This is a genomic window from Sinorhizobium sp. P24N7 (assembly GCF_042436655.1).
Classification (GTDB): domain Bacteria; phylum Pseudomonadota; class Alphaproteobacteria; order Rhizobiales; family Rhizobiaceae; genus Sinorhizobium; species Sinorhizobium meliloti_A.
The window spans coordinates 107896-129947 of the sequence record NZ_JBHMIW010000014.1 but is presented as its reverse complement, the minus strand read 5'-3'; the positions used below and the strand labels follow the sequence as shown (position 1 = coordinate 129947).

18 protein-coding genes are annotated in these 22052 nt (G+C 62.6%); 12 read left to right on the top strand and 6 right to left on the bottom strand.

Features of this window, described 5'->3' with window-relative positions:
- Nucleotides 1–109 precede the first annotated feature (109 nt).
- Complete coding sequence (locus ACFHWW_RS23635; RefSeq protein WP_127709956.1) at nucleotides 110–1072, top strand: AEC family transporter; 963 nt, start codon at nucleotides 110–112, stop codon at nucleotides 1070–1072.
- Here the strand turns inward: ACFHWW_RS23635 and ACFHWW_RS23630 are convergent.
- A complete protein-coding gene (locus ACFHWW_RS23630; RefSeq protein WP_338283025.1) occupies nucleotides 1040–2251 on the bottom strand; it encodes a UbiH/UbiF family hydroxylase in 1212 nt (403 codons plus the stop codon). The two genes, ACFHWW_RS23635 and ACFHWW_RS23630, sit on opposite strands and share 33 nt — an antisense overlap.
- Nucleotides 2252–2586: 335 nt before the next feature.
- On the opposite strand from ACFHWW_RS23630, the gene pcsA reads away from it, so the two are divergent.
- The 9 genes from pcsA (at nucleotide 2587) to ACFHWW_RS23585 (ending at nucleotide 12774) form a co-directional block, all read left to right on the top strand.
- Entirely contained in the window at nucleotides 2587–3312 is a 726-nt protein-coding gene (pcsA, locus tag ACFHWW_RS23625; RefSeq protein ID WP_379941151.1) for a phosphatidylcholine synthase, read from the top strand.
- A 53-nt stretch (nucleotides 3313–3365) separates the two neighbouring features.
- Nucleotides 3366–4343 carry a quinone oxidoreductase gene (locus ACFHWW_RS23620; RefSeq protein WP_100673212.1) on the top strand — a complete coding sequence of 326 codons (978 nt, stop codon included), beginning with the start codon at nucleotides 3366–3368 and terminating at the stop codon, nucleotides 4341–4343.
- Nucleotides 4344–4487: 144 nt separating this feature from the next.
- On the top strand, nucleotides 4488–6074 hold the full coding sequence (locus tag ACFHWW_RS23615) for an ABC transporter ATP-binding protein (RefSeq protein WP_379941149.1): 1587 nt from the start codon (nucleotides 4488–4490) through the stop codon (nucleotides 6072–6074).
- The gene (locus tag ACFHWW_RS23610) at nucleotides 6064–7158 is read left to right on the top strand and encodes an ABC transporter permease (RefSeq protein WP_127709946.1); all 1095 of its coding nucleotides are present in this window, start codon (nucleotides 6064–6066) and stop codon (nucleotides 7156–7158) included. The genes ACFHWW_RS23615 and ACFHWW_RS23610 overlap by 11 nt, the downstream gene beginning before the upstream one ends.
- Nucleotides 7158–8078, top strand: coding sequence for an ABC transporter permease (locus ACFHWW_RS23605; protein ID WP_018094990.1), 921 nt, complete (start codon nucleotides 7158–7160; stop codon nucleotides 8076–8078). The genes ACFHWW_RS23610 and ACFHWW_RS23605 overlap by 1 nt, the downstream gene beginning before the upstream one ends.
- A gap of 46 nt (nucleotides 8079–8124) precedes the next feature.
- Nucleotides 8125–9195, top strand: coding sequence for a BMP family ABC transporter substrate-binding protein (locus tag ACFHWW_RS23600; RefSeq protein ID WP_379941146.1), 1071 nt, complete (start codon nucleotides 8125–8127; stop codon nucleotides 9193–9195).
- 176 nt (nucleotides 9196–9371) lie between these two features.
- Entirely contained in the window at nucleotides 9372–10121 is a 750-nt protein-coding gene (locus ACFHWW_RS23595; RefSeq protein WP_018094988.1) for a FadR/GntR family transcriptional regulator, read from the top strand.
- Between the two features lie 644 nt (nucleotides 10122–10765).
- Nucleotides 10766–12058: a hemolysin family protein gene (locus ACFHWW_RS23590; RefSeq protein WP_379941144.1), complete on the top strand. Its 1293-nt coding sequence runs from the start codon at nucleotides 10766–10768 to the stop codon at nucleotides 12056–12058.
- Nucleotides 12059–12183: 125 nt separating this feature from the next.
- On the top strand, nucleotides 12184–12774 hold the full coding sequence (locus tag ACFHWW_RS23585) for a hypothetical protein (RefSeq protein ID WP_324763420.1): 591 nt from the start codon (nucleotides 12184–12186) through the stop codon (nucleotides 12772–12774).
- A gap of 59 nt (nucleotides 12775–12833) precedes the next feature.
- On the opposite strand, the gene glp is transcribed toward ACFHWW_RS23585, so the two are convergent.
- From glp to ACFHWW_RS23560, 5 genes are read right to left on the bottom strand one after another with little or no spacing between them, the layout of a single operon-like run.
- Entirely contained in the window at nucleotides 12834–14054 is a 1221-nt protein-coding gene (gene glp / locus ACFHWW_RS23580) for a gephyrin-like molybdotransferase Glp (protein ID WP_379941142.1), read from the bottom strand.
- Nucleotides 14054–14548 (bottom strand): cyclic pyranopterin monophosphate synthase MoaC, encoded by a 495-nt coding sequence (gene moaC, locus ACFHWW_RS23575; RefSeq protein WP_379941140.1) that lies wholly within the window; start codon nucleotides 14546–14548, stop codon nucleotides 14054–14056. Before moaC ends, glp begins: the two co-directional genes overlap by 1 nt.
- Entirely contained in the window at nucleotides 14548–15363 is an 816-nt protein-coding gene (gene trpC / locus ACFHWW_RS23570) for an indole-3-glycerol phosphate synthase TrpC (protein WP_379941138.1), read from the bottom strand. The genes moaC and trpC overlap by 1 nt, the downstream gene beginning before the upstream one ends.
- A gap of 9 nt (nucleotides 15364–15372) precedes the next feature.
- A complete protein-coding gene (gene trpD, locus ACFHWW_RS23565; RefSeq protein ID WP_379941136.1) occupies nucleotides 15373–16386 on the bottom strand; it encodes an anthranilate phosphoribosyltransferase in 1014 nt (337 codons plus the stop codon).
- An 18-nt stretch (nucleotides 16387–16404) separates the two neighbouring features.
- The gene (locus ACFHWW_RS23560; RefSeq protein ID WP_379941134.1) at nucleotides 16405–18297 is read right to left on the bottom strand and encodes a SurA N-terminal domain-containing protein; all 1893 of its coding nucleotides are present in this window, start codon (nucleotides 18295–18297) and stop codon (nucleotides 16405–16407) included.
- Nucleotides 18298–18648: 351 nt separating this feature from the next.
- Between ACFHWW_RS23560 and ACFHWW_RS23555 the strand changes: the two genes are divergently transcribed.
- Together ACFHWW_RS23555 and glmU are read left to right on the top strand one after the other, a co-directional pair.
- Nucleotides 18649–20295: a Na/Pi cotransporter family protein gene (locus ACFHWW_RS23555; protein ID WP_100673224.1), complete on the top strand. Its 1647-nt coding sequence runs from the start codon at nucleotides 18649–18651 to the stop codon at nucleotides 20293–20295.
- 153 nt (nucleotides 20296–20448) lie between these two features.
- Nucleotides 20449–21819 (top strand): bifunctional UDP-N-acetylglucosamine diphosphorylase/glucosamine-1-phosphate N-acetyltransferase GlmU, encoded by a 1371-nt coding sequence (glmU, locus tag ACFHWW_RS23550; RefSeq protein WP_018094979.1) that lies wholly within the window; start codon nucleotides 20449–20451, stop codon nucleotides 21817–21819.
- The last annotated feature ends 233 nt before the right edge of the window (nucleotides 21820–22052 follow it).

Genomic DNA, 22052 nt, shown 5'->3' with positions numbered 1-22052 from the left:
ACCGCTACGCACTTTTCCTGGAAGCGCTGAGTCTTTAAACAACGCACTTCCGGACGGAAAACCGCTACACACTTTTCCTGGAAGCGCTCCAGCAGCGGCGAGGGAGATCATGGCGGAAATCACGGGTCTGGTGCTGCCGTTCTTCGGCCTCATCTTTCTCGGCTACCTGACGGCGCGCCTCGTCGACCATCCGGGCGAGGCGATGGGCTGGCTGAACACGTTCATCGTCTACCTGGCGCTGCCGGCGCTCTTCTTCAAGCTGGTATCGCGCACGCCGGTGGAGGAGCTTACCCGTGCCGATTTCATCCTGACCAGCGTAGGCACGACCTATGTCGTCTTTGCTCTGATTTTCGCCATAGGGCTGTTCCTTCGCCGCAATACGGTTGCCGAGGCGACGATGCAGGGCTTCGCCGGTGCTTATGGCAATATCGGCTACATGGGGCCCGGCCTGGCGCTGCTGGCTCTCGGGGAGACGGCGGCCGTTCCGGTGGCGCTGATTTTCTGTTTCGAGAATGCAGCGCATTTCACCGTCGCTCCGGCGCTGATGGCGGCTGCGGGTGGCAGCAAGCAGAAGCCTGCAGTCCTCGCGCTGGGCATTGCGCGCCGGATAGCCTTTCATCCATTCATCCTGTCGACCTTTGCCGGCGTCGCCGCGGCTTTTCTCTCTTTCGAGGCCCCGCTGCCGCTGCAGCGGCTGATCGACTACCTGGCGCAAGCGGCGGCGCCTTGCGCCCTGTTTGCGATGGGGGTCACGCTTGCGCTGCGCCCGCTTAAGCGTATTCCCGCGGAGATCGGTTACATCGTGCCGGCGAAGCTCGTGCTTCATCCGGTGCTCATGTATCTGGCGCTCAGCCTTGGCGGTGCCTACGATCCCATCTGGGTGCAGACGGCAGTGCTGCTCGCCTCGCTGCCGACCGCAACCAATGTGTTCGTGATCGGCCAACAATACGGCGTCTGGCAGGAGCGGGCATCGGCGACGATCCTCATCACGACGCTGCTCTCCGTCGCGACGGTCACCGGGCTGCTATACCTCATACGCTCAGGCGCTCTTCCGGCGGATCTGTTCCCGTAAGCCCTCCTTGAACGCCTGCAGCGCGCTGCCGGGATGAATTCCCTCGCGCATCAAAAGTCCGCGCAACGGGCCTGCAGAGGAGAGGAGATGCAGGCCAGCCGCACGCAAGGCCTGCACCGGCAGAAAATTCGAGAGCAGCGAACGGTTGAGCAGGTCGACGCTCGCCGTGCGGCTGAGAATGTCGGCGCGCCGCCGGCCATCGAAGCGGTCGCCTGTGTCTGCCGGCAGGCGGCTGCCCGTTGGCCGGCCGACGAGATCGACAAGGGTCATGATGTCGCGAAGACTGAGGTTCAGCCCTTGGGCCCCGATCGGTGGAAAGGCATGGGCGGCTTCGCCGACGAGCAGGACGCGACCCTTGCCGAAACGACGGGCAGAAAGGCCGGAAAGCGGAAATGATTGCGGCATTCCCTCTGTCGTGACCTTGCCGAGAATCGACTGCATTCGATCCTCGATCGTGCGCGAGAGGATATCCGGTGCAAGCGTCAGCATCTCCTCGGCATCGCGAGGCTTCCGGACCCAGACGAGGCTCGAGCGATTGCCGGGAAGCGGCACCTGCGTAAACGGACCGCTTTCCGTATGGAACTCGGTCGAAACGTCCTGATGCGGCAGTTCATGGCTGAAATTCAGGACGATAGCAGCCTGGGGATAGGACCAGGTGCGAACGCCGATCCCGGCCGCCTCCCGCACGGCCGAGCGTCGCCCGTCGGCGCCGACCACCAGATCGGCAGTGATCGAGCGGCCATCGCCAAGGCCGATCCGAATCTCTGCGCCGTCGATGTCGATTCTCGTTGCCGCGGCGGTCGCACGCTCGAGCGTCGGCAGTTCCGCTTCGTGCCTTTCCACAATCTCGAGGAAGGGCGCGTTCGGAATGTTGTAGCCGAAAGCCTCGAGGCCTACTTCGGAGGCGCGGAAATTGACCGGGGGCGCCCGAAAAAGCCGCCTGGTCCCGTCGAGGATGTGAATGGCGACCAGTGGTGCCGTCAGCGGCTCGACCTCATCCCAAAGATCGAGCTTCCTCAAATATTCGATCGACTGGTCCATGAGCGCGGTGGTGCGGCCGTCGGCGATGGCAGGCCGCGGGCCGACGAGCGCAACACGGTGACCTTCGCGTGCAAGAGCGATGGCCGCCAACGAGCCGGCAAGCCCCGCGCCGATTATTGCGATGTCATAGTGATCCATGGCCGACAGGCCCTCCCGTGCGGTTGCCCGCGTTCGTCTCGATATTGCAGCCTGAAGTGCCCGCGTTCATCCGAAGTCCTTCAGCGTGCTGTTCGTGCCCACAGCTTCGGGCGACATGCTTTAGTTCTAGCCGCTTACCCCATTGAAATAAATGGGCAGAATCACCGCAGGGGCATGCGCCGCATGTCCACAGGACAATACCGCCTCAAAGTGGCGAACGGTTGGAATTTGCTGGCGATGCTCGGCAAACGGTGCATATTACGGCCAAAGTGGTGCCGGTGCTGAAAGAGCGGCTGACTGGCGGCGCACGGACAAGGGACAGGGCGGCTTCGCACATGAAGTTCTTCAATTACAGACGCGTTCCTTACGCGGAAATCCGCGCCTTTTCCGTGCATATCCTTACAGCGTCCGGATCGTTCCTGGCCTTTCTCGGCGTCGTCGCCGCGGCAGAGCACCGCTTCGTCGACATGTTCTGGTGGCTCGGTCTGGCCTTGCTCGTCGACGGCATCGACGGGCCGATCGCCCGCAAGGTCCAGGTCAAGGAGGTGCTGCCCAACTGGTCGGGCGATACGCTCGACAACGTCATCGACTACGTGACCTATGTGCTGCTGCCGGCCTTCGCGCTCTACCAGAGCGGCATGATCGGCGAACCCTGGTCGTTCGTGGCCGCCGGAGCGATCGTGGTTTCGAGCGCCATCTACTATGCGGATATGGGGATGAAGACGGATGAGTATTTCTTCTCCGGATTTCCGGTCGTGTGGAACATGGTCGTCTTCACCCTTTTTGTGATCCAGGCGAGCGAAGTCACTGCATCGATTGTGGTTTTCCTTTCCGTGGTTTTGACGTTCCTGCCCATCAACTTCCTGCATCCGGTGCGTGTGAAGAGGCTGAGACCGCTCAATCTCGGCGTCTTTCTCATCTGGTCGGTGCTCGGCATGTATGCGTTGCTCCTGCATTTCGAGACCCCGCCCTGGGTGGTGGTGGGCGTCGCGGCAACCGGGCTTTACCTCTACGTCATCGGTTTCATACTGCAGATATTCCCGAAACTCGGGCGTGCCTGAGCGCGATCGGTCAGGCTCGGCCCGAAATCATCGCAATCGACTAGGAGTTGGACATGGCACAGGCGATCGTCGTTCGCGAACTTGGCGGACCGGAAGTTCTGAAGATGGAGGGCGTGACGCTTGCGGCGCCCGGACCCGGCGAAGTGCAGATCCGGCAGGTGGCGATCGGCCTCAATTTCATCGACGTCTATTTTCGCACCGGCCTCTACAAGTCGGCGACCGGACTTCCCTTCGTTCCGGGCAAGGAAGGCGCCGGAGTAGTGACTGCGGTGGGCGATGGGGTCAGCATGTTTTCGGTCGGCGACCGCGTCGCCTATGCATCCGCTGACGGCGCCTATGCCAGCGAGCGCAACGTAGACGCCTCGCAACTCTTGAAGGTGCCGGACGGAATCAGCCTGGAGACGGCGGCTGCGATGATGCTCAAGGGCATGACCGCGCAATACCTTCTCAACCAGACCTTCAAGGTAGGCCCGGAGACGACCTTGCTCTTTCACGCCGCCGCGGGCGGCGTCGGGCTCATTGCGGGGCAGTGGGCCAAGGCACTTGGTGCGACGGTGATCGGAACAGCCGGATCGCAGGAGAAGATCGATCTGGCTCTTGCCCATGGCTACGACCACGTCATCAACTACCGCACGGACAATTTCGTGGAGCGCGTCAAGGACTTGACCGGAGGGCGCGGCGTCGATGTCGTCTATGATTCCGTTGGGCGCGACACCTATCCGGCCTCGCTCGACTGCCTGAAGCCGCGCGGCCTCTGGGCCAGCTTCGGCAATTCCTCCGGGCCGGTGGATGCTTTCAACATCGGTATCCTGGCGCAGAAGGGCGCGCTCTATGCGACGCGCCCGACGCTCTTCACTTATGTCGCGACCCGGCCGGCCCTGGAGGCATGTGCAAATTCCCTGTTTGATGTTGTGCAAAGCAACAAAGTGCGTATCAATATCAATCAGACCTATCCGCTCGCCGAAGCAGGTCGGGCGCATACGGATCTCGAAACAAGAAAAACAAGTGGAACGACATTGCTGATTCCCTGACCGAAGCCTTACGGCGCCGGCGTCTTATCGGACGCGAAGGTCGCCGTAGTCTTCACGTGGCTGCAGGTTCTTGTCGATTGATCGGGTACGATCAAAGGAACGTGCAGTAAAGCGAGCGGGGATCGAAGAGGGGAAGAGGGCAGCGTGCCTGAAAAGGGACAAACCGCGAGCGGCCCGCTGCTGGCCGTTCGCAACCTTACGAAATTGTTCGGCTCGTTCGCGGCCTGCAATGCAATCGATCTGCAGATAGAACCCGGAGAAATCCACGCGCTGCTCGGCGAGAACGGCGCGGGAAAGTCGACGCTGGTGAAGATGCTGTTCGGCGTGCTCGCGCCGAGCGCCGGCGAGATCATGTGGCAGGGGTCGAATGTTCGCATCGGCAGCCCGAGCGACGCCCGCCGGCTCGGCATAGGCATGGTCTTTCAGCATTTCTCTCTGTTCGAGGCGCTGACAGTCGCCGAGAATATCGCCCTTTCAATGGTCAGGTCGGTTTCGCTTGCCCGGGTTGCCGAGGAAGCGTCACGGCTGTCGCGCATCTATGGCCTGCCGCTCGATCCGAAGGCGCACGTCGCCGATCTCTCGGTCGGAGAAAGGCAGCGGATCGAAATCGTCCGGGCTCTCCTGCAGAACCCGCAGCTCATCATCCTCGACGAACCGACTTCGGTGCTGACGCCCCAGGAAGCCGACCGCCTTTTCGAGACGCTGCAGAAATTGCGATCGGAGGGGCGTTCCGTCCTTTATATCAGTCATCGTCTCGAGGAAGTGCAGCGCATCTGCGACCGCGCGACGGTGCTGAGACACGGCAAGGTAACCGGCGCCTGCGATCCGCGCGCGGAAACGCCCGCCTCTCTTGCACGCATGATGGTAGGCAGCGACGTTGCCGTCGTGACGCCGGAGGGAACGAGCACCAGAGGCGACGTGCAGTTGGAGGCGCGGCATCTTTCCGTCGCGGCGCGCACGCCCTTTGCAGTCTCCTTGAAGAACATCTGTCTCAAGGTCAGGGCAGGCGAGGTGCTCGCGATCGCCGGTGTGGCCGGCAACGGGCAGAGCGAGCTCTTCGATGCGCTTTCGGGCGAATATCCGGTCGCCGACGACAATGCCATCCAGATCCGCCAGCGGCCGGTGGGGACCAGGAACATCAATGCCCGCCGTCTGATGGGCGCCGGTTTCGTGCCGGAGGAGCGCCACGGGCACGCCGCGGTCTCGGCGCTGTCGCTCTCCGACAATCTCGTGCTCGCGCGCAGCCAATCGGATCGACGGGCTTTTCTCGGCGGCGGCGCACTGAAGATCATCCGCCACGGCGCCGTCCAGGCGGCGACGAAGCGGATTGCCGAGGCGATGGACGTGCGCAAGAGCGGCGAGGATCCGCCGGCCGGATCACTCTCTGGCGGCAATCTGCAGAAGTTTATCGTCGGACGGGAACTCGACCGTCAGCCGGCCGTGCTCGTCGTCAACCAGCCCACTTGGGGAGTCGACGCCGGAGCGGCGAGCCGTATCCGTCAGGCCTTGGTCGATCTCGCAAAAGCGGGATCCGCTGTCCTTGTCATCAGTCAGGACCTCGATGAAATATTCGAAGTGGCGACCGAGATTGCCGTCATAAGCGACGGGCGTCTCTCCGATCCCTATCCGGCCCGTGAACTTTCGCGCGAAAAGATCGGCCTGTTGATGGGCGGCATGTATGGCCGATCGGAAGGCGGGGCGGAAGGTACGGGAGCAGCGCATGCGCATTGAACTTGAAAAGCGCGCGAAGGCCTCGACGCTGTTTTCCATCCTCTCGCCGTTCATCGCTTTTGCGCTGACCATCATCTTCGGCGGCGTGATGTTCGCATTGCTCGGCAAGAATCCGGCGACCGCGCTCTACAGCTTCTTCGTGGAGCCGCTGAGCGAGGTCTGGTCGCTGCACGAACTCGCGATCAAGGCGGCGCCACTGATCCTGATCGGCGTCGGGCTCTCCGTCTGCTTCCGCTCCAACAACTGGAACATCGGCGCAGAAGGGCAGTTCATCATGGGCGCAATCGCCGGGTCGGCCCTCCCGGTACTCTTCTACGATTGGCAGTCGCCGTTGATACTGCCGCTGATGATGCTTCTCGGCATGCTCGGTGGAGCGCTCTTCGCCGCGATACCGGCCTTCCTGAAAGCGCATATGAATACGAACGAGATCTTGACGAGTCTGATGCTGGTCTACGTGGCCCAGCTCTTTCTCGACTGGCTCGTGCGTGGCCCTTGGCGCAACCCTCAAGGTATGAACTTCCCGGAAACGCGAACTTTCGGCGCGGACGCTGTCCTTCCCGAAATGCTCGCCTCGGGGCGTACGCATTGGGGTTTTGCCTTCGCGATCATCGCGGCGGTGCTGGTGTGGTTCATGATGCGCTATACGTTGAAGGGATTCGAAATCACCGTTCTCGGCCAATCCGAGCGGGCAGGGCGCTTTGCCGGCTTTTCCTCGCGCAGGATGATCTGGTTCTCGATGCTGTTTTCCGGCGCGCTGGCGGGGCTCGCCGGCATTTCGGAAGTGAGTGGAGCCATGCAGCAGCTGCGTCCGGTGATCTCGCCCGGTTACGGCTTCACCGCCATCATCGTCGCGTTCCTCGGCCGGCTCAATCCGCTCGGAATCGTGGCCGCCGGTCTCGTCCTGGCGTTGACTTATCTCGGCGGCGAGGCCGCGCAGCTTTCGATCGGCGTATCCGACAAGGTGACGCGCGTCTTCCAGGGGCTGCTGCTGTTCTTCGTGCTGTCGTGCGACGCGCTCATTCACTATCGCATCAGGCTGGTGTGGGATCGCTTCGCAGCGGTCAAGACGGAAGAGGCGCACTGATGGGCATAGTCGAAGCAATCCTCTTAAGCGTCATCACGGCTGCGACGCCACTGGTCCTCGCCGCCCTGGGCGAGCTCGTCGCCGAACGGTCCGGCGTGCTCAACCTCGGCGTCGAAGGCATGCTGATCATGGGCGCTGTCTGCGCCTTCGCAGCGACGCAGCTCAGCGGCTCGCCCTATGTAGGAATTCTTGCCGGCATCGCTGCCGGCGCCGTGTTTTCGCTGCTGTTCGGCTTCCTGACGCTGACGCTCGTTGCCAACCAGGTAGCGACCGGCCTGGCGCTCACGCTCCTCGGGCTCGGCGTTTCCGGAATGGTCGGAGAAAGTTTTCTCGGGATGCAGGGTATCAAGCTGCAGCCGATCGCAATTCCGCTCCTGTCGAAGATACCGGTCGTCGGACCGCTTTTGTTTCGGCAGGACGCCATATTCTATGCGTCGGTTGCGATCGTGGTGGGCGTCCATCTGTTTCTGTTCCGGAGCCGTGCGGGGTTGAAGTTGCGGGCGGTGGGCGACAGCCACGCCTCGGCCCACGCCCTCGGCGTGAACGTCATTCGCACCCGCTACCTGGCCGTTCTGTTCGGCGGCGCCTGCGCCGGACTTGCCGGCGCGCAATTGTCGCTCGTCTACACGCCTCAATGGGTGGAGAACATGTCGGCCGGCCGCGGCTGGATCGCGCTGGCATTGGTGGTTTTTGCCTCCTGGCGGCCCTGGCGCGTGGTCGCCGGAGGATATCTCTTCGGAGCCGTCTCGATAAGCCAGCTTCATGCGCAGGCTTTCGGCATCGGCATTCCGTCGCAGTTCCTGACTGCGCTTCCCTATCTCGCAACGATCGTCGTACTCATTCTCATATCGCATAACCGGCGCATGACCCTGATCAATACGCCGGCATCGCTCGGCAAGCCGTTTGTGCCGGACCGGTGAAGAACAATAGCCAGACGGACATTTCTCAAACCGACAGAGGTCAAAAATGAAAAAACTACTCGTCGCCCTCGCAACCACCGTCGCCGTGCTCGGTATCGCGCCGGCTGCAAGCGCTCAGGAGAAGGCAAAGATCTGCTTCATCTATGTCGGCTCGAAGACAGACGGCGGCTGGACCCAGGCCCACGACATCGGCCGCCAGGAGCTCGAAAAGGAACTCGGCGACAAGATCGAAACGCAGTTCCTGGAAAACGTGCCGGAAGGTCCGGACGCCGAACGCGCGATCGAGCGCCTGGCGCGTTCCGGCTGTGGTCTGATTTTCACCACGTCCTTCGGGTTCATGGATGCTACGATCAAGATCGCCGGCAAATTCCCGGATGTGAAGTTCGAGCACGCGACCGGCTACAAGACCGCGCCGAACGTGGCCACCTATAACAGCCGTTTCTACGAAGGCCGCTACATCCAGGGCCAGATCGCCGCGAAAATGTCGGAAAAGGGCGTTGCCGGCTACATCGCCTCCTTCCCGATTCCCGAGGTGGTGATGGGCATCAACGCCTTCGTCATCGGTGCCCGGGCGGTCAATCCGGACTTCAAGATCAAGGTCGTATGGGCGAACACCTGGTTCGATCCGGGCAAGGAAGCGGACGCCGCCAAGGCGCTCATCGACCAGGGCGTCGATATCATCACTCAGCATACCGACACGACCGCGCCGATGCAGGTCGCAGCCGAGCGCGGTATCAAGGCTTTCGGTCAGGCATCCGACATGATTGCCGCCGGCCCGCAGACGCAATTGACTGCGATCGTCGATACCTGGGGCGCCTACTATGTGAAGCGCACCAAGGCTTTCCTCGATGGAACATGGTCGACGACTTCGAGCTGGGACGGCCTGAAGGACGGCATCCTGACCATGGCGCCCTACACCAACATGCCCGATGACGTGAAGGCGATGGCGGAAGCGACGGAGGCGAAAATCAAGTCCGGCGAACTGAAGCCGTTTACCGGTCCGCTCAACAAGCAGGATGGCAGCCCGTGGCTGAGAGAGGGCGAGACCGCCGACGACGCGACGCTGCTCGGCATGAACTTCTATGTCGAAGGCGTAGACGACAAGCTGCCGCAATAATCGAACGCCCGAACACGGCTATTGCAACCCCGCGCCTCGTGCGCGGGGTTTTCTATAGTCCGACGGCCTACCTGCAACTCTCCGCAGGCCTTTCAGGAATCGTCTATTCGATCTAGTGTTGATCGTCGCCGGCAAGAATCACGCTGACGATGAGGAGTTTCCCTGGGGAGGAGTGGTTGAAGAGCGTGCTTGAGACCGTGATATCCGGCACGCCGAAGCGGACGAGCCATGCACAGGTCGTGGATCAGCTCGGCAAGGCGATCGTTTCGGGCGAGTTCCCGGTCGGCAGCATTCTCCCCGGAGATCCTGAACTGGCGCTCCGTTTCCGCGTCTCGCGGACGGTACTGCGCGAAGCGATGAAGACGCTTGCCGCCAAGGGCATGATCGTTCCGCGCGCCCGGATCGGCACGCGCGTCACGCCCCGAAAGGAATGGAATCTCTTCGACAGCGACATTCTCACCTGGCATTTCGCCTGCGGCGTCGATGAGGACTTTCTCTACCATCTGAGCGAGGTACGGCTTGCCTTCGAGACCCATGCTGCGGCACTGGCGGCAAGAAACGCGTCGGATGCGGAAATCGCGGGGATGATGCGGCTCGCCGTCGCCATGGGCGAGGCGAATCACACCCCCGAGAGCCTCGCCGTAGCGGACCTCAAGTTCCATCTCTCGGTTATCGAAGCATCCGGCAATCCCTTCCTGCGTACCGTCGGGGGCTTGATCGAGGCAGCTCTTGTGGGCGTCTTCAAGCTAAGTTCGCCGACAGCTGAGAAGGGCGGCATCGACGAAGTTGCGCGCAACCATATCCGCATCGTCGAGGCGATCGGCAAACGCGACGAAGCGGCTGCACGCCTGGCGATGGAGCACGTGATCAAGGTAGGGCGTGCGCGTATCCGTCAGGCGCTAAGCGGCGGCGGTGCAGAAGCCTGACCGAAGACCCTCAAACACTTTGACAAGACAGCGGCCTTCTAAGGCCTGTTGAGATTCGGGACACCCGCCGCGCTTTTTTTGACTTCCTCATTCCTGTGCTCGTCACAGGCATCCAGCCAGACCAAGTCCTTGGGCTGAAGAAGGCTTCCCGCGCCGCAGACGCGGCGCTGCTGGATCCCTGTGACGAGCACAGGGGGCGGAGAGGGTGCGGCCCTCGGCGCGCAGGTCGACCATCCCTCGCATTATTCGCAGCGAATGTTGCAATAGGCGCACATCCCCGGTCCTCATTCCTGTGCTTGTCACAGGAATCCAGCCAGACCAAGTCCTTGGGCTGAAAGAACGCTTTCCGCGCCGCAGACGCGGCGCTGCTGGATCCCTGTGACGAGCACAGGGATGAGGGGAGGAGAGATTGCAGTCCTCCGATACGTTCCTACAGCGCCGCCCGTCTTATGAGACGCCGCTCGGACTTCCCGCTCTAACTTACGTTCATGCTTTTAGGTCGGCCGACCTCAGAACATCGCGATCCAGGCTCCGGCGCCCGGCCGTGAAATCCTGCTGGTGGCCTTGCCCGACCATGCGGCTTAGCCTATCTGGGAAGCGGGCAGTCGCGCGGCCGCCTTTTCTTCAACGGTGAACCGGAGACTATGTTCGAGCTTCTTGTCATTTTCATTCTGCTCTTGATCAACGCTTTCTTCGCGTTGTCGGAAATGGCAATCGTCTCGGCAAGCAGGCCGCTGCTTCGTCAGATGGTGAAGCAGGGTAACCGGCGCGCGGAGGCCGCGCTGACGCTGGCCGAGGATCCGGGCAAGTTCCTGTCGACGGTGCAGGTCGGCATCACCCTTGTCGGCATCCTCGCGGGCGCCTATGGCGGCGCGACGATCGCGGCAAAGATTGCTCCGTTCCTGAACGACATCGGTTGGATCAGCCCTTACGGCGACACCGTCGCGGTCGCACTCGTCGTCACGCTGATTACATTTCTGTCGGTGGTCATCGGCGAGCTCATCCCCAAGCAGCTGGCGCTGCGAAATCCGGAAGGGCTGGCCATGTTCGTCGCCGGTCCGATGGCGCTGCTTTCCCGTATCGCAGCGCCGGTCGTTTTTATTTTCGAAACGGCGGCCTCTATTGCGATGCGGCTCATGGGCATGAGGCCGGAGGATGCCGATCGCGTCACCGAAGAGGAAGTGCAGGCGATCATGGCGGAAGGCGTCGAAAGCGGCGCCATCGAGAAGAGCGAGCACGAGATGCTGCGGCGAATCATCCGCCTCGGCGATCGGAACGTCAAATCGATCATGACCCACCGCACAGAGGTCGGTTTCATCGACGTTCACGACAGCCTGGAGACGATCGGACAGAAGATCCGGCAATTCGGCCACTCGCGCTACCCGGTGATCGACGGCCCATCGGGTGATGTCATCGGCGCGGTCCTTACCAAGGAAATATTGAATGTTGCGCCGGCCGCGCCCTTCAACATCCGCGATTATGTCCGCGAAATTCTTACCCTGCCGGAGACGGCCTCCTGTCTGAAGGCTCTCGAAGCCTTCAAGTCGTCCAGCATCAATATGGCGATGATTGTCGACGAATACGGGAGCACGGAGGGGATCATCACCACCGCCGACATCCTGGAGGCAATCGTCGGCGTCATCCCGTCGAATTATGATAATTCCGAACACGCTCTCATTCGCCAGCGCGACGACGGCAGCTATATCGTAGACGGACGGACGCCGATCGATGAAATTCATCTCCAGATCGGCATCGATGGAATCGAAGCGGACGGCGATTTCGAAACCATAGCCGGCTTCCTGGTGCAGCAGTTGCGCAAGACTCCGGAGGAGGGCGACACCGCCGAGGCCCACGGCTACCGCTTCGAGGTGATCGACATGGACGGCCGACGCATCGACAAGATCCTCGTCAGCCGGGCCGGTGAAACACTTTCATGACGCGGTTTTCCGCGACATCCCGCGTCTCGACTCATCGGAATCGATCACATTCATGATTTCAGGTCGATCCGACCTAAAATCACCGCGATCCGCTTGGAAGTAGTCGAGGTGAATGCGCGCGGGCGATGCAGATGGCGGCGAAGGCGGAAAATCGTAAGGGACGCGGGAGACTCTGGAGGAGAGCGGCGTGGGGCGCGGCCGCAGCGCTTATGCTGCTGCCCTTGCTCGCAATGCAAGTCACGGAGGAAGTGGCCTGGGATGTCGCCGATTTCGCTGTCTTCGGAGCCATGCTGATCGCCGCAGGCGGCGTCTATGAGGCGTCGGCGAGGTTCTCTGCCGGCAACGCATACCGCGCAGCCATCGGCCTTGCGCTGGCGACAGCATTCCTCCTGGTGTGGGCGAATCTCGCCGTTGGCATCATCGGGACCGAGGATGACCCCGCCAACCTCCTCTATGGCGGGGTGCTGGCGTTCGGCATCATCAGCGCCTTCATTGCGCGCTTTCAGCCGGCCGGAATGGCACGCGCTTTCTTCGCAACCGCGCTCGCGCAGGCGCTGGTCGCCGCGGTCGCGGTAGCCGCAGGGATGGGTTACCCGGCAAGTCCGCCGCTGGAGATCCTTGGCGTCAATGCCTTGTTCGCAATGCTCTGGGTCGCATCGGCCTTGTTGTTTCGGAAAGCGGCGCAGGAAAAACCTCCCGCGGGCAGGGCGCCGTAGCTCAGCTCTCCAGCCTTCTTCGCCGATCTCGAGGGCATTTCAATTAGGTCCAACGCAAGTCAGGCGGGATCTCTGAGCCTGAAAACCCTGCATGCCTCTCCGCTTGCGGCTTCGGGAGCACCCGGTCGCCGCACGATCAACCCGTCGGACTGCGCGAAAACGCTGACCATGGACGAATCCTGCCGCGGGAAGGGATGCGCCACGAGCGAACCGTCCGCCTCGAGCGTGAGGCGGGCACGTATATAATCCTGGCGCCGGTCATTGGCCGGCAGCGCTGCGGCAAGCCGTGCATCGACCAGTCTCGAACGGGGCGGCAGATGCGAAAGCTTGCGCGTCAAAGGCTCAAGGAAGAGCAGGGCGCAGACGAGGCTCGAAACCGGGTTTCCGGGAAGGCCGAGTACCGTGACGCCGTCGAGATCGCCGACCATCAGCGGTTTTCCCGGCCGCATGGCGATGCGCCAAAAGTCCAGCGTCATGCCGCAGCCGAGAAGCGTCGACTGGACGAGATCGTGATCGCCGACCGAGGCTCCTCCGAGTGTTACCAGCACGTCCACCTGGGCTGCCTGTGCCTTGGCGACGGCGCTGGCGATCGCTGCCCGATCGTCGCCGACGATGCCGAGATCAAGAACTTCGGCCCCATTGTCGCGGGCAACCGCAGCGATTCCGAAACTGTTGGAAGCGATGATCTGGTCGGGGCCGAGGGAACTTCCCGGCGGCAACAACTCGTCGCCCGTGGCGATGATTGCAACCTTGGTTCGCGCGAAAACCGGCAGGTCCTGATGATTCATGCCGGCCGCGAGCGTCAGGCGGCCGGCATCGAGCGCGCTTCCGGCGGAAAGCGCGACGTCACCTGCCAGGAAATCCTGGCCCGCCAAACGGATGTGGCGGCCCTTTGCCGGCGCAAATAGGGTGCGGATGCGGCCGTCCGGCAGTTTTTCCGTGTCTTCCTGGATGATTACGGTATCGGCGCCTGCAGGTACCGGCGCGCCGGTAAAGATGCGTACGGCCTCCCCGCCTTTCACTTCGCCGCGAAAACGGTGTCCTGCGGCCGACTGGCCGATAACGGAGAGCTCCGCTCCGACTTCGGCGATATCCTCGTGGCGGACTGCATAACCATCCATCGCGGAGTTGTCGAAAGGGGGGTGAGTCAGCTTGGCCGCTACGTTCTCGGAGAGCACCCTTCCGAGGCATTCCTGCAGCGAAACGCGCTCCGTCCGTTGCAGCGGATTGGCCCTGGCCAAAATCCTCTGAAGTGCTTCCTCGACCGAAAGAAGCGACATCAGCGCATCTCTCCCCCGCGGTGATAATCGCCGGAACGCCCGCCCGACTTGCTGACCAGCCGCACGCCGGAGATTTCCATTTCCCGGTCAGCGGCCTTGGCCATGTCGTATATCGTCAGGCAGGCTACGCTGACGGCGGTCAACGCCTCCATTTCGACACCCGTCCGTCCGGTCAGCTTCGCCATCGCTTCGACACGCAACCCGGGAAGGGCGTCATCCGGCATAATATCGACGGACACTTTCGTCAGCATCAAGGGATGGCAGAGCGGAATGAGGCTGGATGTCTGCTTGGCGGCCATGATGCCCGCCAGCCGGGCGGTCGCGATCACGTCGCCCTTCTTGGCATTTCCTTCGCGAATGAGTGTCAGCGTCTCCGGCTTCATCCTGACGAAGCCCTCCGCGACAGCGATGCGGACCGTCTCGGTCTTGTCGCCGACATCGACCATGCGGGCTTCGCCGGCGCTGTCTATATGGGTGAGGGTCGGCCCGCTCATCACTCTGCCGCCAGGATATTTGCCGAGCCGGTCAGCAGCGCGCGCGTCGCCGCCTCCACGTCGTCCTTCCTCATCAGGCTTTCACCGACCAGGAAGGTCGTAATCCCGCTCATCTCGAGGCGCCGGCAGTCTTCGTGGGTGAAAACGCCGCTTTCGCCGACCAGGAGACGGTCTGAGGAAACCATTGCCGCGAGCCGTTCGGAGACGGCGAGGTCGACCTCGAACGTCCTGAGATTACGGTTGTTGATCCCGATGAGCGGCGATGACAGGCGAAGTGCTCGCTCCATCTCCTCCGCGTCGTGTACTTCGACGAGGACATCCATGCCGAGTGTAAACGCGGCTTCTTCCAGCCGGCGCGCATCATCGTCGCCAAGCGAAGCCATGATCAGCAGTATGCAATCGGCGCCCCAGGCGCGCGCTTCGAAAACCTGATAGGTGTCGAACATGAAGTCCTTGCGCAGAGCCGGGAGCGGGCAGGCCTCGCGTGCCTTCGTCAGGAACTCCGGCGCACCCTGGAAGCTCGGCGCGTCGGTCAGGACGGAGAGGCAGGCAGCGCCGCCCGCGGCATAGGCCTTCGCCAGTTCCGGAGGGTCGAAATCGGGCCGGATCAAACCCTTCGAGGGGCTCGCCTTCTTGATTTCGGCGATCAGCCCGAACTGGCCTTTTTCCCGCCGGGCCACAAGCGCGGCGTGGAAACCGCGCGGCGCCGACTGATCGGCGGCCCGCGCCTTCAACTCTTCGAGCGGAACGCGCGCTTTCGCAGCGGCGATCTCCTCTCGCTTATAGGCTTCGATGCGGCGCAGGATGTCCGTCATGTCTTCTCCTCAAGCCGCGTTCGAGACGGTGATCAACCGCTGCAAGGCGACCTTGGCACCGCCGCTCGAAAGCGATTGCCGGGCCAGCGCCATGCCTTCGGACAAGTCCCTGGCGCGCCCTGCTATCATCAGCGAAGCGGCGGCATTCGCAAGGGAAATGTCCCGGTAGGCATTTTCCGCGCCGTCGAGAACGGCCTGCAACGCAGCGGCATTGTGGGCTCCGTCTCCGCCCTTCAAGGCATCGAGCGACACCCGTTCGAGGCCGAAATCGGCCGGCGTCAGGTCGAAGTTGGTGATCGTGCCGTCCTTCAGCGCCGCCACTTTGGTCACGCCGGTCGTGGTGATCTCGTCGAGCCCTTCGCCATGCACGACCCAGACGCTTTGCGAACCGAGATCGCGGAGCACTTCCGCGAGCGGGTCGACCCATTGCGGCGCATAGACGCCGACGAGCTGCTGTCTGACGCCGGCGGGATTGGCCAGGGGGCCGAGCAGGTTGAAGATGGTCCTCGTGCCAAGTTCCACCCGCGTCGGGCCGACGTGGCGCATGGCCGAATGGTGCTGCTGGGCGAACATGAAGCCGAGACCGGCCTCGGCAATACAGCGCGAGATTGTCGCGGGTCCGATATCGAGATTGACCCCGAGGCAGGAGAGCGCATCGGCCGTTCCGGACTTCGAGCTGAGCGCGCGGTTGCCATGCTTGGCGACCGGTACACCGGCACCCGCGACGATCAGCGCGGCGAGTGTGGAAATGTTGTAGGTACCGGCACCGTCGCCGCCCGTGCCGACGATGTCGATCGCTCCGTCAGGCGCTTCCACGGGCAACATGCGTGCGCGCATCGCGCCGACCGCGCCCACGATCTCGTCGACCGTTTCGCCGCGCACCCGGAGCGCCATCAGAAAACCGCCGATCTGCGATGGGGTGGCGGCTCCGGACATGATGATCTCGAAGGCCGCGCGCGCATCCTCGCGACTCAGTGCCTCGCGCCCTGCGACCTTCGCGACGAACGGTTTCAAATCACTCATGGGTTCGCTTCTCCGTCGTCACCGTTGCGCCAGGGCCGTTTCGGCAAGCGACTGGTTGATCGAAACGCCGTAGGCAGTTTGCAAGGTGGAGACCATCTGATCCAGGATGTCGTCACCGCTCGCGCGCGCAATCGCATCGATCTGGCTGCTGTCGTTGTCGAGGGCGTCGGCAGGCGCTTTCTCTTCGACCGCCGTAACCTGCATGAGCACCTGGCCATCGCCGCCGATCCCCGGGGCATTGGCGACATGGCCGTTCGGGCCGCCGAAGGCCGCGATCACCGCGGCAGGGCTGAGGCTCGCATCGTTGGTCGCGCGGGTCAGCCCGGTCTTGGTCTCGACGACAAGGCCGAGTTCGCTTGCGATATCGGCGAGCTTGGCGCCCTTCTCGATACGTTCCTTGAGTTCCTTCGCCTTGGCGGCCAGTGCCGCGCGCTGCTGCTCCGCAGTCCAGTCGGCGGCCACTTCGTCGCGAACTTCGTCAAGCGTCCGGTCCCGCGCCGGAATGATTTCCTCGACATCGAACCATGCGGAGCCGTCGCGCCCGATATTGACGGCAAGGGTATCCGTTCCGACGTCAGCCTTGAAGACTTCCTGGAGAAGGGCGCGCGGTTCCGGAAGGTCCTTAACTTCGTCGCCGTTTTGATCCTTGCCGGAAGCGTCGACCGCGTCGACGGTGACGAGCTTGAGCTTCAGCTGTTCGGCGATCTCCTTGACGGTCACGCCGCCGGCGCGTTCATCTTCGATCTTGTCATGAAGGCCGACGAGCTGCTCGCGGGCGGCGTCGAGGGCGATTTCCTTGCGCAGTTCTTCCTTGACTTCGTCAAAGCTGCGAACCGCATCGGGCCGGATGTTGGTTACGCGCAGGATGACCGGGCCGAATGCACCTTCGACGACGGGCGTGGTGCCGCCATCCTGGGCAACGGCAAAGGCTGCGTCGGCAATCTTTGCGTCGGGCATGCGATCCTTGGTGAAGTCGCCGAGGAGTACATCTGCCGACGTCTTGCCCTCGGCCTTGACCAGATCGTCGAAGGACGTGCCGGCGGCAAGCTTGGCGGCCGCGGCGTCGGCGGCCTCGCGCGACGGGAAGGTGAGCTGCTCGACCGTCCTCGTTGCCGGCGTGCGGTAGCTCTCCTTGCGCTTCTCATAATCGGCGCGAAGCTCTTCCTCCGTTACCGCGTCGGGTGCGGCCAGGTCCTCGGGCTCCAGCTTGATGTAGCTGATCTTGCGGTATTCCGGAGCGCGATAGTTCGCCTTGCGGCTTTCGAACCAGGGCGCGAGCACGTCGTCGCCCGGCGTTTTGACCGCATCGATATTTGCGTTGGAAAGCAGCAGATAGTCGATCGTGCGCGTCTCGTGACGGTATTTGCCAATGGCGTCGACGAGTACCTTGGGCGCCGTGTAACCATCCGTGAGCGCATCGACGATCTGCGATCGAACCGCGACCTGGCTGCGGTTGTTGATGTAATCCTGCTCGGTCAGCCCGGCATTGCGCAGCACGCTCGAAAATGTCAGCCGGTCGAACTGCCCGTTGACGCCATGGAAGGCGGGGTCTTCGCCGATCAGCCGCGCAAGCCTGTCTTCCGAAAGACCGAGATTCATGTCGGTAGCGAGCTGGTCGAGGGCGGCACCGGCGACGAGCTGGGCGTAGACCTGGTTCTCGACGCCGAAAGCTTGTGCCTGCTGGCGCGACAAAGGCGTACCGAGCTGGCGCGAGAGCAGGGCGATCTGCCGTTCGTAAGCCAGGCGAAAGTCGCTCGCCGACACCTTGATGTCGCCGACGGTAACGACCGCATTGGGAGTGCTTGGCACCATCAACGTCTGACCACCCCACACCATGAATGAGAGGATGAGAAGGGCCAGCAGGCCTTTGACGACCCGGGTCTGGGCAGCGTTTCTCAGGGAGTCGAGCATGGGGGCAGAAAACCTCGTTGGGATGCGTCGGCATTACGCCGAATGAATTCGTTCCTTAGAACAAACCAGAGAGGAATTGAAGGCCGGTTCGTCGCAAATTGCCGCCGGCGGAGTTGAACCTGCCACCCTATCGCCATGACAGCGCGCATCAGGGCTGCCGGGGCATTCAAGAGCAAAGGCTGCAAAAGGCGCTAACGACGAAGGCAATGTCGGAATTTGTTAGCCGGCAACTTAAAGCGAGCTGCAAATTAGGCGTTGGAAGCGCGCCCCGCTGTGGCAAACTGCTGGGAATCGTTTTTCGATACTCGACCGGGACTTTCGATCCGTCGGCCATTACGGGAAATCACCTCCATGCAGTCCACGATCGTGATGGTCAATCTCTTTGGTGCAGTTGCGCTGCTGCTCTTCGGCCTGTCGCTGGTCAAGGACGGGGTGACGCGTGCCTTCGGGGCGCGCCTGCGCGCAGGTCTTGCGCGCGGAACGAACGGTCCCTTCCGGGCTTTTGCGACGGGGCTCGTCGCAACGCTCGGGCTCCAGAGTTCGACGGCCACGGCACTCATGACGGCCTCTTTCGTCGAGAAGGGGCTCATCCGTTCGCAGATGGCGCAGATCGTGCTGCTGGGCGCCAATGTCGGCACCGCGATGACGGCCTGGATCGTCGCACTCGGCATCGGATGGCTTTCGCCGCTGCTCATCCTCGCAGGCGTGGCCACCCACCGCATGAGCCGGTCGAGCGCGCGCCAGGGCGCCGGCTACGCGCTCGTGGGCATCGGTCTGATGCTTCTGTCGCTCGAACTGCTCGGCACGGCGACCGAGCCGATGCGCCAATCCCAGGCTTTGGGAGCGTTTCTCGGCATGCTCGACAACGCCTTGCCCGTGGCGATGATCATTGCGGCCGGTCTTGCCTTTGCGTCATCGTCCAGCCTCGCCGTCGTCATGCTGGTGCTGTCGCTTTCATCCGCCGGCGTACTTTCTCCCGTATTGACGGTCGCTCTGGTGCTCGGTGCCAATCTCGGTGGCGCGATCCCGCCGGTCATCACCACGCTCGGCTCGCCGCCGGCCGCCCGCCGGGTCACGCTGGGCAACCTCGTGGTGCGCGGCATCGGCTGTCTCATCGCCCTTCCGGCGGTTGGCGCCAGCGCCGACTTCCTGCAGAGCCTGCCGTTGCCGCGGCAGAACCTGCCCGTCGACGTTCACCTGCTGTTCAATCTGGTGCTGGCGATGGTTGCCTGGCCCTTCGCGGGGTTGCTCGCCCGCACCATGAACCGGTTCTTCCCCGACGACGAAGCGGCCGAAACCGGGCCGCGCTACCTCGATGAGGCGGCGCTCGATACGCCGGTGATGGCTCTTTCCGGCGCTACGCGAGAGGTCCTGAGGGTGGGCGACCTGATCGAGGTCATGCTGATGCGGGCCTCCGAGGCGTTCAGCAAGAATGATGTTAACGAATTGGGCGATATCGAGAATATCGAGCGGCAGGTCGACCTCCTGCAGCAGGAAGTGAAGATCTTTCTGTCCCGGCTTGGCCGCGATGGCTTGAACGAGGAGGACGGGCGCCGTTCGATCGTGATCATCGACTATGCCATCAATCTCGAGCACATGGGCGACATCATCGAAAAGGGTCTCTGTGAACAGATCGCCAAGAAGGTGAGGGGCGGCTTGCGGTTCTCGGAGGATGGCTATCAGGAGCTGAAGGGCCTTTTTAACCTCACCATCGACAATCTGCGCATCGCGCAGACCATCTTCGTCACCCGCAATGCCGACCTGGCGCGTCATCTCATCGAGGTCAAGGTCGACGTGCGGCATATGGAGAAACGCTCCGCAGAGCGCCACCTGGAGCGGTTGCGTGATGGCCTTCTGGAAAGCCTGCAAACCAGTTCGCTGCACCTCGACATGCTGCGGGACCTGAAGCGCATCAACGCGCACATCGCCTCCGTCGCCTATCCCATTCTGGAGGAGAGCGGCCTGCTCACCGAAAGCCGCCTGCGGCCGCCGGGCTGATATCATACGGTTTGAACCGGATTAACGCGACGTGATTGTGCGAATTATGGTTCTCGCAATATGTTGCTGATAGGAACGCGCAAAAAGCGCGCGGGCAGGCGCGAGACGCCGCGTCGGAAAAATGTCCCGAGAGGGTATCAAGGAGATCAGAGTATGGAACGGACTTGCCTGGCGATCATCCTGGCGGCTGGCGAGAGCACGCGGATGAAATCGGCCATGTCGAAGGTGCTGCATCCGGTTGCCGGGCGACCGATGATCGCCCACGTCGTCGACGCCCTGGCGAGTGCATCGATCTCCGATGTGGCGCTGGTCGTCGGGCGCGATGCGGATGCCGTATCTGCAGCGGCGGCTACCGGCGAAGTGGCCGTCACGTCCTTTCTTCAGAAAGAGCGACTTGGGACCGCCCATGCCGTGCTTGCTGCCCGTGATGCGATCGCGAGAGGCTATGACGACGTTCTCGTTGTATTCGGAGACACGCCGCTTATCACCGCCGCACCCTTGAAGGCTGCCCGCGACGGGCTTGCGGCCGGAGATGACGTCGTGGTGATTGGCTTCCAGGCGGCGGACCCGACCGGATACGGGCGTCTCATCGTGAAGGATGGAGCGCTGGTCGCCATCCGAGAACACCGGGACGCCTCCGACGAGGAGCGCCGCATCACCTATTGCAATGGCGGGCTGATGGCGATCGACGGCCGCAAGGCCCTCGATCTCCTGGACCGGATCGGCAACGCCAATGCCAAAGGCGAATACTACCTGACCGATCTCGTCGAGATCGTGCGGTCCCTCGGTGGCCGTGCAATCGCTGTCGAAGCGCCCGAAGAAGAACTCACCGGCTGCAACACCCGCGCCGAGCTTGCCTATATCGAGCGCCTCTGGCAACAGCGCCGTCGTCACGAACTGATGCTGGCGGGCGTGTCGATGATCGCACCCGAGACCGTCTTCCTCTCATGGGACACCACACTTGCCCAGGACGTTCTCCTCGAGCCGAACGTCGTCTTCGGGCCCGGCGTGCGCGTGGAAAGCGGTGCGGTCATCCACGCCTTCTCCCATCTGGAAGGCGCTCACGTCCGTGCCGGCGCTACGGTCGGACCTTTCGCGCGCCTGCGCCCGGGTGCCGACCTCGGAGCGAAGTCGAAGGTCGGCAATTTCTGCGAGGTGAAGAACGCGGAGATCGGTGCCGGAGCCAAGGTCAATCACCTCACCTATATCGGCGACGCCTTCGTCGGCGCCGGATCCAATATCGGCGCCGGTACCATTACCTGCAACTACGATGGCGTGAACAAGCATGTCACCCGCATCGGCGCGAACGCCTTCATAGGCTCCAATTCGTCGCTCGTCGCTCCGGTTTCGATCGGCGACGGGGCGCTCGTGGCGTCCGGAAGCGTGATCACGGAAGACGTGCCGGAGGATGCGGTCGCTTTCGGCCGTGCGCGCCAGGACATCAAGCCCGGCAGGGCGCCCGTATTGCGCGAGCGCTACGAGGCGGAAAAGGCAGCCAGGAAGCGGGCAAAGGCCGCGGAGTAGACGCATTAAATATTGAAACTGAAAGTGAAATCAAAACGGATTGCGTCGCGACGCAATTTCGCTACCAAGGCTTTCAAGGGGCACCTGCGGCGCCGCGCGTTGGTCAGACGCGCAATGGTCGCTGCGGCATTTTAGAGCTGCTGCATATTCCTGTCCTTGAGCCGGTACGACTCGAGGAAACATGCAGTGGTCGTTACTTTTGAGCTGATACGCCGCAGGGCGTGAAGAGACGC